Here is a 15387-nt window from a genome sequence, read left to right as displayed (position 1 = left end):
AGCTGGCTGGGCGCCGCCGCCGAGACCGGGCGCCTGTTCGCCGAGGCCCATATCCCCGCCTATGACACGCCCGGCCAGGCGGCGCGCGCCTTCATGCATCTGGCCCGGCACCGGCGGAACCAGGTGCTGCTGATGCAGACGCCGCCGGCCCTGCCAGAGGAGTTCCAGCCGGACACCGAGGCCGCCCAGGCGGCGATCGCGGCGGCGCTGGCGGAGGGCCGGGCCGAGCTGACCCCGGCCGAGGCGCGGTCGGTGCTGGACGCCTATCGCATCCCGCTGGTGCCGGAGGGCGCCGCGCCCCTGGCCGACGCGCATCCGCTGGTGCTGGGGATCGACGAGGACCCGCTGTTCGGCCCGGTGCTGCTGTTCGGCCAGGGCGGCGCCGCGGCCGAGCTGCTGCATGACGGCGTCGCCGCCCTGCCGCCGCTGAACGCCGTGCTGGCGCGCGACCTGATGATGCGCGCCCGGGTGTGGCGGCTGCTGCAGGGCTATCGCGGCCGGCCGGCGGCCGACCTGGACGCCGTGGCGCTGACTCTGGTCAAGCTGTCGCAGCTGGCCGCCGACCTGTCCGAGGTGGCGGCGCTGCGGATCAACCCGCTGCTGGCCGGTGCTGCCGGCGTGCTGGCGCCCGGCGCCGCGATCCGGGTGCAGCCGCCGCTGCCGCCGGGCACGCCGCGCTTCGCCATCCGGCCCTATCCGCAGCGGCTGGTGCAGCGCCTGGCGCTGCGCGACGGGCGCGAGGTCACGCTGCGGCCGGTGCGGCCGGAGGACGAGCCGGCGATCCAGGAGATGCTGCAGCGCTCCAGCCCCGAGGATGTGCGGCTGCGCTTCTTCAGCGCCATGCGCAGCTTCAGCCATGAATTCGCCGCCCGGCTGACCCAGCTCGACTATGACCGCGAGATGGCGCTGGCGGCCGAGGCCGAGGAGGACGGGCGGCGGGTGATCCTGGGCGCGGTGCGCATCATCGCCGACCCGGACGGCGAGACCGCGGAATACGGCATCATGGTGCGCTCCGACCTCAAGGGCCAGGGCCTCGGCCACCGGCTGATGACCGAGATCATCGACTATGCCCGCAGCCGCGGCCTGAAGCGGATCTTCGGCGAGGTGCTGCGGGAAAACGTGACCATGCTGCGCATGGCCGGGGAGCTTGGATTTGCCCGCGCCGACGTGCCGGACGAGCCCGGCATCATTCACGTGACGATTTCGCTCGACGATCTGCCCGCTCTCAGTCAGCATTCCGCCTAGGAAATCCGTGACCCAGGGGGATAGGTGTTTGCGTTTTTCCTCTTTGAATGAAGCACTTGTCCGTATAAGTTGAGGGCCTGCGTTAATTTTGGCCCGCGGCGACGCTGCCGGGCTTTTGGTTTTGGGGGAGCTTGGAGGGGAAGATGCCAGGGACAATCCGCTGGACCAGGATGGTTGCGGCCACGGCCTTGCTCGCAGGGCTGCTTGCCGCCTGCGCCGAGGCGCCGAAGCCGAAACCCTTTGTCGCCAGCGGCCCCTGGGGCGTCGAGATCCACGACGCCTCGCGCCGCTTCGACATCCCCGAGGAGTGGATCCGCGCGGTGATGCATGTGGAGAGCGGCGGCCAGACCCATTGGAAGGGCGGCCAGCCGATCACCAGCCATGCCGGCGCCATGGGGCTGATGCAGGTCATGCCCGGCACCTATGATGAGCTGCGCTACTCCCACGGCCTGGGTCCCGACGCCTATGAGCCGCGCGACAACATCCTGGCCGGCGCCGCCTATATCCGCGAGATGTACGACCTGTACGGCTATCCCGGCTTCCTCGGCGCCTACAATGCCGGGCCGGAGCGGTACCGCCAGTATGTCGAGGAAGGCCGGCCGCTGCCGCGCGAGACCGAGCGCTACATGGACATCATCGCGCCGCAGATCGCCGGCATCATGCCGGGCCAGGGCGGCAGCGACCGGATGACCCAGTACGCCGCCGCCCAGATCCAGCAGAAGGTGCCGGCGCCGATCCGCATGGCGCCGATCCCCGACGGCTCCTCGCGGCGCAACACCACCGTGGTGGCGGCGATGCAGCCGATCCCGGACGGCTCGTCAATGCGGAACACCACGGTGGTCGCGGCGATGCGGCCGATTCCCGATGGCTCGTCGACCCGGAACACCACCGTGGTCGCCGCGATGCAGCCGATCCCGGACGGGTCGAGCACTGTGGTCGCCTCGGTGCTGCCGCCGGTCCGCGTGGTGCCGCAGCCCGGCGTGGTGCGGATGCAACCGATCCCCGACGGCGCCACCCAGGTTGCCGCGGCCGCCCCGGTAGCGCGCCAGGTCGCCCCGGCCCCGGTGCGGATGGCCCCGATCCCCGACGGCAGCACCCAGGTCGCCGCCGCAGCCCCGGTCGTCCGTCCGGCGCCGGTGCGCATGGCGCCGATCCCGGATGTGCCGACGCCCCGCGCGGCGGTGGCGCCGACCCGGATGGCGCCGATCCCCGACGCCCCGCCGGTCCGCGTCGCCGCGTCGGCCAAGCCCGCGCGCGCCCCGGCGCCGCAGCAGGTCGCCGACGCCGGCGAGCCGCGGCGCCAGTCCAACGGCCTGCCCACCGGCTGGTTCGTGCCGAGCGCACCGGGCAACTGACCGTCTGCTCACAAGAAAGCCCGCGCCGCCGAAGGGTGGCGCGGGCTTTTTCTTTGGGAGGCCGGGTGCGCCGGTCTCAGGCCGCGTCGGGCAGGCCGGCGGGGCGGCGATAGCTCCAGGCGCCGAGCGGCGGCAGGTTGCGCCAGACGAAATCGACCATCCGGCCCTGCAGCCCCAGCTTGCGCCGCGGCAGCGGCGACAGGATCTGGTTGGTCAGCTGCAGGAAGCGCCCCGACCGCCCCATGCGGGCAAAGGCGGCGTCGATGATCTGCCGCTGCAGATCGAGCGGGAACCAGATTATCGGCAGGCTGGACGCCACCATCGACAGCCGGCGGATCCCCGCCGCGTCCAGCATCGGGCCGATCTCGGCCACGTCGCCCTCCAGCACCGTGACGCCGGGGAAGCGCCGGCGCAGCACGGTGCAGAATTCGGGCATCTTCTCGACCACCACCAGCTTCTGCGGCGGCAGCCCGGTTGCCAGCAACCCTTCGGTGAGGCTGCCGGTGCCGGCACCGAGCTCGAGCACCGGGTCGCTGCAGCGGGGGTCGATGTGCCGGGCGAAGGCGCGGGCCACGGCGGGGCCGGACGGCGCCCAGGCCGCGACCTTCAGCGGCGAGCGGAACCACAACCGGACATACAGCCAGGAATCCTTGCTCATTCGACACCTCCGTGCCGTTCGTCGGGACAACCGTCTGTCTTTGCAGAGAGTTCCCGGGCTCAGGCCTGCGCCTGGACGTCCAGCGAGTAGCCGGCGGAGCGAACGGTGCGGATCAGGTCGATCTCGCTGTCGTCGTTCAGCGCCTTGCGCAGGCGGCGGATATGGACGTCGACGGTGCGCGGCTCGACATAGACGTCGTGGCCCCAGACGATGTCGAGCAACTGCTCGCGGCTGAACACCCGGCCGGGATGCTGCATGAAGTGGCGCAGCAGGCGGAACTCGGTCGGGCCGAGATGGACGTCGCGGTTGCCGCGGCGGACGCGGTGGCCGCCGAGATCCATGCTGAGATCGGCGTAGCTGAGGATGTCGCCGGCGCTGGACGGCGAGGTGCGGCGCAGCACCGCCTTGATCCGGGCCATCAGCTCCGGCGTCGAGAACGGCTTGGCGACGTAGTCGTCGGCGCCGGAATCGAGGCCGCGGACGCGGTCCCCCTCCTCGCCCCGCGCGGTCAGCATGATCACCGGGATGTCGCGGGTCTTGGCGCCGCGGCGCAGCTGGCGGCAGACCTCGATGCCGGAGAGATGCGGCAGCATCCAGTCGAGCAGCACCAGGTCCGGCCGCTGCTCGCTGGCCAGCAGCAGCGCCTCTTCGCCGTCATAGGCGGCGAGGACGCGGAAGCCTTCGCGCTCGAGGTTGTAGGTCAGGAGGGTGACGAGGTCGACTTCGTCCTCGACCACCAGAACCAGCGGCTGGATGCCGGCCCTCATGCGTTCTCCTCCGGCTTGGCCTCGGGGGTGACGACGGTGAAGGAACTGGCGTCGCCCTTCGGCCGCACATCCGTCACCGGCTTGCCTGTGAGCAGGAAGTGGATCAGCTCGGCGATGTTGGTGGCGTGGTCGCCGATCCGCTCGATGTTCTTGGCGATGAACAGGAGATGGGTGCAGGGGGTGATGTTGCGCGGATCCTCCATCATGTAGGTGAGGGTCTCGCGGAACATGCTGGTGTAGAGGTCGTCGACCGATTCATCCTGGCGCCAGGCCGACAGCGCCTTCTCCAGGTCGCGCTCGGTGTAGGCGTCGAGCACGTCCTTGATGATCTGCTGCACCATCCGGCCCATGCGCGGCAGCGCCATCACCGGCCGGACCATCGGCACCTGGGCCAGGGCCAGGGACCGCTTGGCGATGTTGGCGGAGTAGTCGCCGATCCGCTCCAGGTCCGAGGCGATGCGGAGCGCCGAGACCACCTCGCGCAGATCGACCGCCATCGGCTGGCGCAGCGCCAGAGACCGGATCGCCACGGAGTCGATGGACGCCTCATAGGCGTCCATCTGCTCGTCGCTGCGCATCACCCGGCCGGCGAGGTCGGCGTCGCGGCGGACCACGGCCTGGATCGCCAACTCGAGCTGGCTTTCGGCCAGGCCACCCATCTGCACGATGGTGCGGCGCAGCGTCTCCAGTTCCTGGTCGAAGGATTTGACGATGTGCTCGCTGGACATGAACGGCGGTTCCGGTTGTTGGTGGGCGGGTCGGTCGGGGCCGAGGTCAGCCGAAGCGGCCGGTGATGTAGCCCTGGGTCCGCTCGTCCCGCGGGTTGGTGAAGATCTCTTCGGTGGCGCCGACCTCGACCAGGTCGCCGAGATGGAAGAAGGCGGTGCGCTGGCTGACGCGGGCCGCCTGCTGCATGTTGTGGGTGACGATCGCTATGGTGTATTCGCGCCGCAGCTCGTCGATCAGCTCCTCGATATGCGCGGTCGCGATCGGGTCCAGGGCCGAGCAGGGCTCGTCCATCAGGATGACCTCCGGGCTGCAGGCGATGGCGCGGGCGATGCACAGGCGCTGCTGCTGGCCGCCGGACAGGCCGGTGCCGGGCTCGGCCAGCCGATCCCGGACCTCCTTCCACAGCCCGGCGCCGATCAGGCTCTTCTCGACGATCGCCTCCAGCTCGTCGCGGCGGCTGGCGAAACCGTGGATCCGCGGGCCGTAGGAGACGTTGTCGAAGATCGACTTCGGGAATGGGTTCGGCTTCTGGAACACCATGCCAACCCGGGCGCGCAGCTGCACCACGTCCAGCCGCTTGTCGTAGATGTCCTCGCCGTCGAGGATGATGGAGCCCTCGACCCGGGCGCCGTCGATCGTGTCGTTCATGCGGTTGAGGCAGCGCAGGAAGGTGGACTTGCCGCAACCCGAGGGGCCGATCAAGGCCAGCACCTCGTTCTCCAGCAGGTCGACACTGACGCTGTGCAGCGCCTCCTTCTGGCCGTAGAAGACCTTGACGTCGCGCGCCACCATCTTCGGGGCCGACCCGGCCGCGGCCGCCGGGTTTGCGGCATGCGGGACGATTGTCTGGATCACGGTCATGGGGTTCACCACCGGCGTTCGAACTTGCTGCGCAGCCAAACCGCGAAGCTGTTCATGATGATCAGGAAGACGAGCAGGACGATGATTCCGGCCGAGGTCCGCTCGACGAAGCCGCGCTCCGCCGCGCCGGACCACATGTAGACCTGCACCGGCAGGGCCGTGGCCGGGTCGAGCGGCGTGGCCGGGTAGCCGACCACGAAGGCGACCATGCCGATCATCAGCAGCGGCGCGGTTTCGCCGAGCGCATGGGCCAGGCCGAGGATCGTGCCGGTCAGGATGCCGGGCGCCGCGAGCGGCAGGGTGTGATGGAACATCGCCTGCATGCGCGAGGCGCCGAGGCCCAGCGCGGCCTGCTTGATCGAGGGCGGCACCGCGCGGATCGAGGCGCGCGTGGTGATGATGATGGTCGGCAGGGTCAGGAGCGTCAGCACCAGGCCGCCGACCAGCGGCGCCGACCGCGGCAGGCCGAAGAAGTTGATGAAGACGGCCAGCCCGAGCAGACCGAACACGATGGACGGGACCGCGGCGAGGTTGTTGATGTTGACTTCGATCAGGTCGGTCCAGCGGTTCTTCCTGGCGAACTCCTCGAGATAGACCGCCGCCAGCACGCCGATCGGCAGCGCCAGCGCCAGCACGATCAGCATCATATAGGCCGAGCCGAGGGCGGCGACGCCGATGCCGGCCAGCTCCGGATTGCTCGACGCGCCGGAGGTGAACAGCGCCCAGTTGAAGCGGCGCTCCAGCGTGCCGGCCGCGGCCAGCTGGTCGACCCAGGCCGTCTGCTGGTCGTCGAGGCGGCGCTGGGCCTCCGGCAGGTCGCGGGAGATCTGGCCCTTGATCAGGGCGTCGACGTCGCCATGCGCCGGGACCCAGACCGTGCGGGTGGAGCCGATGACCGACGGATCGGCCTGCACCATGTCGCGCAGCACGATCGGCGCGCCGCGGCTGAGCAGGCCGTTCGACTTCCGGCGGTCGGCCGCGCTCTCGACGGTGATCTGCTTGCGCAGGGCGTCGCGCGCGATCTGGTCGTAATCGGCGGTCATCAGGGCGGTGGGATCGCGCTGGCCGGACGGGTCGATCACCTCCGGATCGAAGGTCACCTCCAGCCGGAGCGCCGACTGCGTGAAGGCGGTGTAGCCCTGGCCGATGATCGAGATGAACAGCACGACCAGGAAGCAGATCGCCACCGCGATCGCGGCGATGCCATAGAGGCGGAAGCGCGCCTCCGCCGCGTGCCGACGCCTCAGCTTCGCCATGAAGGCGGCCTGCTTGGTGACGTGGGTCACCGCGCGCGGCTGGGCACCGTTCATCAGGTCTGCCTCACTCATAGTGTTCCCGATATTTGCGCACGATCTGCAGGGCGACAATGTTGAGGCAGAGCGTGACCACGAAAAGGGTCAGCCCCAGAGCGAAGGCGACCAGCGCCTGCGGGCTGTTGAAGGCCAGGTCGCCGGTCAGCTGCTTGACGATCTTGACCGTGACCGTGGTCACGGATTCGAACGGGTTCAGCGTCAGATTGGCGGCCAGGCCCGCCGCCATGACCACGATCATGGTCTCGCCGATGGCGCGGCTGACCGCCAGCAGGACGGCGCCGACGATGCCCGGAAGGGCCGCCGGCAGCACCACGTGGCGGATCGTCTCCGACCGCGTCGCGCCGAGGCCGTAGGACCCGTCGCGCAGGCGCTGGGGGACGGCGTTGATGATGTCGTCGGACAGCGAGGAGACGAAGGGGATGATCATGATCCCCATCACCAGCCCGGCGTTGAGCGCGCTGGTGGCCGAGACATCGAGCCCGATCCCGGCGCCGGCGTCGCGCAGGAACGGGCCGACCGTGGTCAGGGCGAAGAAGCCGTAGACCACCGTCGGGATGCCGGCGAGGATCTCCAGGATCGGCTTGATCCAGGCGCGGACGCGCCGGTCGGCGTATTCCGACAGGTAGATCGCGGCCAGTAGGCCGATCGGCACCGCCACCAGCATGGCGATGGCCGAGATGAAGATGGTGCCCCACAGCACCGGGATGAGCCCGAAGCGGCCGGCGACTTCCTCGCTGCCCGCCCCGGCGAAGCCCGGGTCCCAGACCAGGCCGAAGAAGAAGTCCTGGGGCGGCACCATGGTGAAGAAGTGCAGCGCCTCGAACAGCATCGACAGCACGATGCCGATCGTGGTGACGATGGCGATGCCGGAGCAGATGATCAGAAGGCCGAGCGTGGCGGTCTCGACCCGGTTGCGCGCCCGGAAGGTCTTGGAGATGCGGCGGAGCGCGAAGAACACGCCGACCGCGGCGAGGACCAGGACGGCGGCGATCATCAGCATCCGCCCGAGCGACTGCAGGCGGATCATCTCGTCCGCCGCGGCGCGCATGTAGGGCTCGGCGTCGCCGGAGACGATGCCGCCTGCCGCCAGGTTCTGGATCGATCCCTTGATCAGGCCGAGCTGGTCGGAAGGCAGGTTGCGCACGGTGTCGGGCAGCATGCCGTCGACCACCGCGGAGATGATGATGGGCTGGAAGATCAGCCAGAGCGCGAGCAGGACCAGAGCCGGCAAACCGGCCCACAGCGCAACATAGGCGCCATAGGCGCCCGGCCGGGAATGCAGATCGCCGGGGCGGCCGCCGGCCACCGCGACGGAGCGGCGAAGCCCGATCTGATAGCCGGCCGCCATCAGCACCAGGATGACAGCAAAGATCACGGGCAGGGACATATCTGTCTCGCGCCAGAGAAAAATTGGCGGGGCCGCGCTGGGCGGCCCCGCCGGACGATCACATGCTCAGCGTGGTGCCGGCATTGGCGGCGTTGCGCTGGTCCTTCAGCTCGTTCGCCGGCATCGGGATCAGGCCCTTCTCGACCAGGGCGCCCTCGTCACCGACCATCTGGTCGCTGAGGAAGAAGGTGACGTATTCCTTGAGGCCCGGGATCGAGCCGAGATGCGCCTTCTTGACGTAGAAGAACAGCGGCCGCGACACCGGATACTCGCCCGAGGCCACGGTCTCCGCGGTCGGGACGATGCCGTTGACGGTCGCGACCTGGACCTTGTCCTTGTTCTCTTCGTAGAAGCTCAGGCCGAACACGCCGACCGCGTTCTGGCTGCTCTGGATCCGCGCCAGCGTCTCGGTGTAGTCGCCGGCGATGTCGACCGAGAGCCCGTCCTTGCGCACGGTGGCGCAGACGGCCTTCTTCTCGTCCCCGGTGAGCGCCTTGGCGGTCGCGTCCGCGTTGCAGCCGCCGGTCAGCACCTTCTCGACGAAGACCTCGCGGGTGCCGTGGTTCTCGGCCGGGACGAAGGTCAGGATCGCCTGGTCAGGAAGGCTCGCATCGACCTCCTTCCAGCTCTTGTACGGGTTGTCGACGACCTTGCCGTCGACCACCACCTTGGCAGCGATCGCCTTCCACAGCTGGGCGGTGGTCAGCGTGAACTTCGGACCGCTGGCGATCGAGGCGAAGACGATGCCGTCATAGCCGATCTTGACCTGGATGATGTCCTTGACACCGGCCTTGACGCAGGATTCGAACTCGGCCTTGTTGATCGCCCGCGAGGCGTTGGCGATGTCGATGGTGGTCTCGCCCACGCCCGTGCAGAACGACTTCAGGCCGCCGCCGGTGCCGCCCGACTCGACGATCGGCGCCTTGAACTTGCCGGAGAAGGCCTGGCCGAAGGCCTCGGCCACGACGTTGGCGAAGGGCAGGACGGTCGAGGAACCGGCAACCTGGATCTGGTCGCGCGCCTGGGCCACGCCGGCGGTGGCCGCCAGGGCGAGGACGGCCAGGGCGAGTGTCTTTTTCATGTGGGAAGCCTTTCCACGCAGAATGGCATGAACCGCAAGGCGGAAGGCCTGCGATCGAACAGCCGAAGCCGTTTCAGGGTGCAGGCTATAGTCGCCGCCACCGACGCTTTTACGACAATTCGGTTACAGTTTTGTGAAGGGCCCGGCCGACCGGCTTGCCGCCTGGGGCGGCGGGCAGATGCACGGTGAAAACGCTGCCGCGACCGACCTCGCTATCGATCTCCAGCCGGCCACGATGGCGGCTGACGATGTGCTTGACGATGGCCAGGCCGAGGCCGGTGCCGCCGACGGCGCGGCTGCGCGCCGGGTCGACCCGGTAGAAGCGCTCGGTCAGCCGCGGCAGGTGCTCGCGGGCGATGCCCTCGCCCTGATCCCGGACGCTGACGACGAGCCCGGCGCCCCGCGCCGCCCCCGAGGTCCGGGCGGAGATGCCGACGATGCTGTCCTGCCGGCCGTAGTTGATCGCGTTCGACACCAGGTTCTGGAACACCTGGTACAGCTGGTCCGAATCCCCGACCACCTCGGGCAGGTCGGGCGCCAGGTCGAGCTCGAGTCGCTGCGCCTTGCGCTGGGCCTTGAGCTCGAGCGCATCGGCCACCGACTGCAGCAGCGGGCCGACCGCGACCCGCCCGGTCGGCGGCACATGCTCGTCCAACTCGATCCGCGACAGCGACAGAAGGTCGTTGACCAGCCGCGACATCCGCTCGGCCTGCTGCTGCATGATGCCGAGGAAGCGTTCCCGCGCCGCCGCATCGTCCCGCGCCGGCCCGCGCAGCGTTTCGATGAAGCCCATCAGGCTGGACAGCGGCGTGCGCAGCTCGTGGCTGGCATTGGCGACGAAATCGGCCCGCATCTGCTCGACCCGCTTGGTGGCGGTGAGGTCGTAGAAGGTGACCAGCAGCGCCGGCTCGGGCCGGTCGCCCGTCTCCCGCTCCCCGGCATCGCCGCGCCGCTCGAAGCGCTGGATCCGGACCTCGAATTCGCGCTCGATCGGCACCGGCAGGTTCAGTTGCACGGTCAGCATCGGGCCGCCGGCGAGGACGGCGTCGACCGCGGCCACGATCTCCGGATGGCGGATCGCCTCGGCCATGTCGCGGCCCAGCAGCCGGTCGCCGAACAGCCGCTCGGCGGCGCCGTTGGCGCGCAGCACGCTGCGGTCGCCGGCCAGGACCAGGATCGGGTCCTCCTGCGCCTCCAGGATCTCCGACGCGGTCTGCAGCTCGACCGCCAGGCTGCGCTCGCGGCCGCGGGCGTGGCGCTGCAGCCGCTGCAGGTGCAGGAACAGGATCTGGCCGATCTCGGTCGAGGGCCGTGGCGGCCGCTCCGGCGCCTCGGCGGTCGAGGCCTCGATGTGGCGGCGCAGCAGGTCGAGGTCGCGCAGCAGGCGCCAGGCGAAGATGCCGGCGACGCCGACCACCGCCGCCACCCCGGCCGCCGCCAGCCAGACGCCGATCCCGTCAGCGCCGGCCGACAGCAGCAGCAGCGCGATCACCAGGGCGGCGATCACCCCGATGCCGAACAGGTGGCGATAGATCGGACCGGACATGCGCACGCGCCTCGAACACCGAGCCCCAGAATACCGCGATCACGCGGGACGCGGCGACGCTACTCATGCTCGATGACGGTTTCGTGTCGCCAGCTGTGGCATGGCAGCCGGTGCCGCCATGCGTCAGGAGGGGACGGACACGCCGGCGCCGACGCCCATATAGGGGCCGCGGGCCGGCTTCTCCGACCGCTCGCAGGCGGCGGCGCCGACCGCCACCGCCAGCAGCACCGCGACAAGGCCGAGGCGCCGCATCATTCGCCCCGGGCCACGCCGACCATGGCCGGGCGCAGCAGCCGGCCCTGCAGCACATAGCCGGGCTGGATCACCTGGACGATGGTGCCGGCCGGCTTGCCGGTGCCCGGCAGCTCGAACATGGCCTGGTGGAAGTTCGGGTCGAAGGTCTCGCCGACCGGCTCGATCCGGGTCACGCCGTGGCGCTCGAAGGCGGCCAGCAGCTGGCGCTCGGTGGCGGCGACGCCGTCGACCAGGGTCTTCAGCGCCGCATCCGCCTCGACCGCCCCGGCCGGCACCGCGTCGATGGCGCGGCGCAGGTTGTCGGCGGCGTCCAGCAGCGACTTGGCGAAGCTGCTGATGGCGTATTTCGCCGTGTCCTCGCGCTCGCGCTCCGACCGGCGGCGGATGTTCTCGGTCTCGGCCAAAGCGCGCAGCGCCTGGTCCTTCAGCTTGCCGGTCTCGGCCTCGAGCTCCGCGATGCGCTCGAGCGCCCCGGCCAGCGCCGCATCGTCAGTGATCCCAGCGGTCTCGGATTCGGCGACACCCTCGACCTCGGGCCCGGCGGCCCCGGTCTCCGGCTCCATCGCCTCGGGGCGGGGCTCGGCGGACATCGTCTTGTTGTGCATCATGCTACCTGGTTCGTGGTCTCGTTGGTTCTGAGGAGACGGCCTATCATCTTCGCGGTGTAGTCGACCATCGGGATGATGCGCGCATAGTTCAGCCGGGTCGGCCCGATCACGCCGACGGCGCCGACCACGCGCTGGTCGCCGCCCTTGTACGGGGCGATGATCATCGAGCAGCCGGTGTGGCTGAACAGCCCGTTCTCAGCGCCGATGAAGATCTGCACGCCCTCGGCGGCATTGGCCGCGTCGAGCATCTTGAGCATCGCCTCCTTGGTCTCCAGCGCCTGGAACAGGTTGCGGATGCGCTCCAGATCCTCCAGCGCCGTGACGTCGTTGAGCAGGCGGGACTGACCCTTGACGATCAGCGTGCCGCCCCCGCCGCCGCTCCAGGTGGCGAGGCCGGCCGAGACCACCTTGGCCGCGAGGCTGTCGAGCTGGCTCTTCTGGGTCTCGATCTCGTCCAGCACCTCGGCCCGGGCCTCGCCCATGGTGCGGCCGACGATGCGGGCGTTGAGGTAGTTGGTGACGTGGACGAAGGTCGAGGCCGGCAGGCCCAGCGGCACCTCGAGCACGCGGTTCTCGACCATGCCGTCCTCGGTGACCAGCACCACCAGGGCGCGGCCCGGCGACAGGTTGACGAACTCGATATGCTTCAGCGGCCGGTCGGTCTTCGGCGCCAGCACCAGCCCGGCGCAGGCGGAGAGGCCGGACAGGGCCGAGGTCGCCTCCTCCAGCATCTCGGACACGCCGCGCCCGGCCTGGGCGCACATCGCCTCGATCGAGGCCCGCTCGCTCTCGCCGACATCGCCGAGCTGCATCAGCCCGTGCACGAACAGGCGCAGGCCGGCATCGGTCGGCAGCCGCCCGGCCGAGGTGTGCGGCGCGTAGAGCAGGCCGGCATCCTCGAGATCCGCCATGACGTTGCGGATCGTCGCCGGCGACAGCGACATGCCGAGCCGGCGCGACAGGGTGCGGCTGCCCACCGGCTCGCCGGACTGGACATAGGCGTCGACGATCTGGCGGAAGATCTCCCGCGAGCGCTCGTCGAGGTCCCGGAACGCCTGGCCGCCGGATCGGGTCGAGAGTTCGTTCAGCATGCTCATGGCCGTCGCCACGCTATGTAGGGGCCGTTCGACCCGAATCAACGTGCCGGGCTTTACGGGCAGGATCTGCGAGGATAGCGTGCGCGACCCTCGCCGAGAACAGAAAGCGACCCCATGCGACCGTCCGGACGCGCCATCGACGCCCTGCGCGCCATCCGCCTCGAGACCGACGTCAACAAATACGCCGAGGGCTCGTGCCTGGTGAAGTTCGGCGACACCCATGTGCTGTGCACCGCCTCGGTCGACGACCGGGTGCCGTCCTGGCTGAAGAACGGCGGCAAGGGCTGGGTCACGGCGGAATACGGCATGCTGCCGCGCGCCACCGACCAGCGCACCGACCGCGAGGCCGCGCGCGGCAAGCAGACCGGGCGGACCCAGGAGATCCAGCGCCTGATCGGCCGGTCGCTGCGCGCCGTCACCGACCTGAAGGCGCTGGGCGAGATCCAGATCAAGGTCGATTGCGACGTGCTGCAGGCCGATGGCGGCACCCGCACCGCCGCGATCACCGGCGGCTATGTCGCCCTGGTGCTGGCGCTGCGCCACCTGGTGCAGATCCGCAAGCTCAAGGCGCTGCCGCTGACCGACAGCGTCGCCGCCATCTCCTGCGGCCTGCACCAGGGCCAGGCGGTGCTGGACCTCGACTACGCCGAGGATTCGAGCGCCCAGGCCGACGCCAACTTCGTCATCACCGGCAAGGGCGGGCTGGTCGAGGTGCAGGCGACGGCGGAGCAGACCCCGTTCAGCCGGGCCGAGTTCGAGGCGCTGCTGGCGCTGGCCGAGACGGGCACGGCCGAGCTGGCGGCGATCCAGAAGGCGGCGCTGGGCGAGGGTTGAGGCCCTCCGGGATGCGGCGGTGCGGCGCTTGAGCCGCGGCCGGGGCCGTGAAATCCTGCGGCCCCACCATGCGGGAGAGGGTTGATGCTCGGCCTCCTGGCACTGCTCACCGCGCTCGCCACGGTCCTGATTCCGGGTCTGCCGCAGGTCGGCGGCGGGGTGGCGGATGGCGTCCGGGCCTTCACCGCCCTGCCCCAGGCCGAGAAGCTGATCGACTACGCACCCGAAGGCGGCGGCCCGGTGCTGTACCGGCTGCCGGGCAATGTCTGCTTCCTGCGCGTGGACCGGCAGCCCGGCCAGACCGAATGGGTGCGTCGCGACGGGCAGGGCCGGATCGAGATCACCGTCTCTGCCCCCGGCTTGGCTCAAGCGGGCGAGCGATTCGAGACCGAGGGCACGGCCGAGTTGCAGTTGGGCGGCCGCGCCGTGGTGATCCCGGTCGTGTCGCCGGGCCTGCCGACCTGGCGCTTCACGCTGGAGGAGACGCCGGCGCTGCAGGAGACGCTCGATGCCGAGGAGGCGACGCTGCGCTTCACTGCGATCCGCGGCGGCAAGCCGGTGCCGGAGGAGGTTCTGAGCATCGCCGCCGGCAATCTCTGGCAGGGCATCCAGGGCCTGGACTCCTGCGCCATCGGCGCCGAGCTGCCGGGCGTGGTCGGGCCTTAGTTGCGGTCCAGGCGCCGCGGGCGGATCATCCCGGCATCCGAGCCAACCCCGCGAGGTCCTCATGATCGAAGCCTCCTGCCATTGCGGCGCCGTCCGGCTGCTGGTCGCGGAGCGGCCGCAGCGGCTGACCTCCTGCAACTGCTCGATCTGCCGCCGCCTCGGCACGCTGTGGGCCTATTACGCCCGCGACCAGCTGACCATCGTGGCAGGCGCCGGCACCACCGTGCCCTATGTCCAGGGCGACCGCAGCCTAGCGATCCACCACTGCCCGACCTGCGGCTGCGTCACCCATTGGGAGGGTCTGGCGGCCGGGGATCCGGCGCGGGTCGCCATCAACGCCCGGCTGATCGACCCGGCCGAGATCGAGGCCGTGCCGGTGCGCCGCTTCGACGGGGCCGACAGCTGGACCTATCTCGACTGATAGGCGGCGGCCGCGGCTTCGACCCGGTGCTTCAGGCCGGGGCGCAGGCCGAGGGCGAAGGCGGTCTCGGCCATCAGGAACATCGGGCCGATCAGCAGCTGGAACAGGTTCGACAGGAAGGCCGGCCGCTTGCCCTCATAGGCGTGGCCGACCAGCTGCAGCACCCAGCCGCCGACGAACAGGATGCCGGCGACGATCCAGGTGCCCCAGTTCGAACCGCCGCCGACCACGGCATGGGCGATGATCAGCCCCGGGATCACCACCACCGCCATGGCCAGGCCGAGCCCGAGATCGAGCGCGATCCACAACAGCCAGACCAGCAGGCCGACGAGATCGGCCAGCGTCGCCGGCCAGCCGCCGATGCTGCCGAGCGGCACGGTGGCGAGGGCCACCAAGACCGCCAGGATGATCGCCGGGATGCCGAAGAAATGGGTCAGCCGGTTGCGGCCGTCGCGGTGGAAGCTGGTGTACATCGCCATCTGGCGATCGAACAGATCCGAAGCCATGCGCGATCCTCCCCGCCAGGAGAATAAACCCAGCGCGGGAGGAGCACGTCAAAAATCT

17 protein-coding genes are annotated in these 15387 nt (G+C 70.1%); 5 read left to right on the top strand and 12 right to left on the bottom strand.

The window, feature by feature from the left end; all coding sequences use genetic code 11:
- Positions 1–1245, top strand: a 1245-nt coding sequence (locus ACTOWL_RS32070) for a GNAT family N-acetyltransferase (RefSeq protein WP_441325356.1), incomplete at its 5' end; no start/stop codon positions are given.
- Between the two features lie 143 nt (positions 1246–1388).
- The gene (locus ACTOWL_RS32065; RefSeq protein WP_441325355.1) at positions 1389–2600 is read left to right on the top strand and encodes a transglycosylase SLT domain-containing protein; all 1212 of its coding nucleotides are present in this window, start codon (positions 1389–1391) and stop codon (positions 2598–2600) included.
- Between the two features lie 76 nt (positions 2601–2676).
- On the opposite strand, the gene ACTOWL_RS32060 is transcribed toward ACTOWL_RS32065, so the two are convergent.
- From ACTOWL_RS32060 to hrcA, 11 genes are all read right to left on the bottom strand, one after another.
- Positions 2677–3258 (bottom strand): class I SAM-dependent methyltransferase, encoded by a 582-nt coding sequence (locus ACTOWL_RS32060; RefSeq protein WP_441325354.1) that lies wholly within the window; start codon positions 3256–3258, stop codon positions 2677–2679.
- A gap of 59 nt (positions 3259–3317) precedes the next feature.
- The gene (gene phoB / locus ACTOWL_RS32055) at positions 3318–4025 is read right to left on the bottom strand and encodes a phosphate regulon transcriptional regulator PhoB (RefSeq protein WP_225768007.1); all 708 of its coding nucleotides are present in this window, start codon (positions 4023–4025) and stop codon (positions 3318–3320) included.
- A complete protein-coding gene (phoU, locus tag ACTOWL_RS32050; RefSeq protein ID WP_441325353.1) occupies positions 4022–4753 on the bottom strand; it encodes a phosphate signaling complex protein PhoU in 732 nt (243 codons plus the stop codon). The genes phoB and phoU overlap by 4 nt, the downstream gene beginning before the upstream one ends.
- A gap of 46 nt (positions 4754–4799) precedes the next feature.
- Positions 4800–5615 (bottom strand): phosphate ABC transporter ATP-binding protein PstB, encoded by an 816-nt coding sequence (gene pstB / locus ACTOWL_RS32045; RefSeq protein WP_441325352.1) that lies wholly within the window; start codon positions 5613–5615, stop codon positions 4800–4802.
- A 5-nt stretch (positions 5616–5620) separates the two neighbouring features.
- A complete protein-coding gene (gene pstA, locus ACTOWL_RS32040) occupies positions 5621–6925 on the bottom strand; it encodes a phosphate ABC transporter permease PstA (protein WP_441325351.1) in 1305 nt (434 codons plus the stop codon).
- A gap of 10 nt (positions 6926–6935) precedes the next feature.
- Positions 6936–8315, bottom strand: coding sequence for a phosphate ABC transporter permease subunit PstC (gene pstC / locus ACTOWL_RS32035; RefSeq protein ID WP_441325350.1), 1380 nt, complete (start codon positions 8313–8315; stop codon positions 6936–6938).
- A gap of 58 nt (positions 8316–8373) precedes the next feature.
- Positions 8374–9396 carry a substrate-binding domain-containing protein gene (locus ACTOWL_RS32030; protein WP_441325349.1) on the bottom strand — a complete coding sequence of 341 codons (1023 nt, stop codon included), beginning with the start codon at positions 9394–9396 and terminating at the stop codon, positions 8374–8376.
- Between the two features lie 109 nt (positions 9397–9505).
- Entirely contained in the window at positions 9506–10942 is a 1437-nt protein-coding gene (locus ACTOWL_RS32025) for an ATP-binding protein (protein ID WP_441325348.1), read from the bottom strand.
- Between the two features lie 123 nt (positions 10943–11065).
- Positions 11066–11194, bottom strand: a complete 129-nt coding sequence (locus ACTOWL_RS32020; RefSeq protein ID WP_441325347.1) for a hypothetical protein — start codon at positions 11192–11194, stop codon at positions 11066–11068.
- Complete coding sequence (grpE, locus tag ACTOWL_RS32015; RefSeq protein WP_441325346.1) at positions 11194–11787, bottom strand: nucleotide exchange factor GrpE; 594 nt, start codon at positions 11785–11787, stop codon at positions 11194–11196. Before grpE ends, ACTOWL_RS32020 begins: the two co-directional genes overlap by 1 nt.
- 14 nt (positions 11788–11801) lie before the next feature.
- Positions 11802–12902, bottom strand: a complete 1101-nt coding sequence (gene hrcA, locus ACTOWL_RS32010) for a heat-inducible transcriptional repressor HrcA (protein WP_441325345.1) — start codon at positions 12900–12902, stop codon at positions 11802–11804.
- A gap of 114 nt (positions 12903–13016) precedes the next feature.
- On the opposite strand from hrcA, the gene rph reads away from it, so the two are divergent.
- The 3 genes from rph to ACTOWL_RS31995 all read left to right on the top strand — a co-directional run bounded on the left by rph (position 13017) and on the right by ACTOWL_RS31995 (position 14823).
- Entirely contained in the window at positions 13017–13736 is a 720-nt protein-coding gene (gene rph, locus ACTOWL_RS32005; protein WP_441325344.1) for a ribonuclease PH, read from the top strand.
- A gap of 84 nt (positions 13737–13820) precedes the next feature.
- The gene (locus ACTOWL_RS32000; protein ID WP_441325343.1) at positions 13821–14402 is read left to right on the top strand and encodes a hypothetical protein; all 582 of its coding nucleotides are present in this window, start codon (positions 13821–13823) and stop codon (positions 14400–14402) included.
- A gap of 61 nt (positions 14403–14463) precedes the next feature.
- Positions 14464–14823 (top strand): GFA family protein, encoded by a 360-nt coding sequence (locus ACTOWL_RS31995; RefSeq protein ID WP_441325342.1) that lies wholly within the window; start codon positions 14464–14466, stop codon positions 14821–14823.
- Here ACTOWL_RS31995 and ACTOWL_RS31990 read toward each other — a convergent pair.
- Positions 14811–15329, bottom strand: coding sequence for an Mpo1 family 2-hydroxy fatty acid dioxygenase (locus ACTOWL_RS31990; protein WP_441325341.1), 519 nt, complete (start codon positions 15327–15329; stop codon positions 14811–14813). The genes ACTOWL_RS31995 and ACTOWL_RS31990 overlap by 13 nt on opposite strands.
- Positions 15330–15387: the final 58 nt, after the last annotated feature.

The organism is Inquilinus sp. CA228, assembly GCF_052078665.1.
In the GTDB taxonomy this organism is placed as follows: domain Bacteria; phylum Pseudomonadota; class Alphaproteobacteria; order DSM-16000; family Inquilinaceae; genus Inquilinus.
This window is presented reverse-complemented; position numbering and strand designations above follow the sequence as displayed.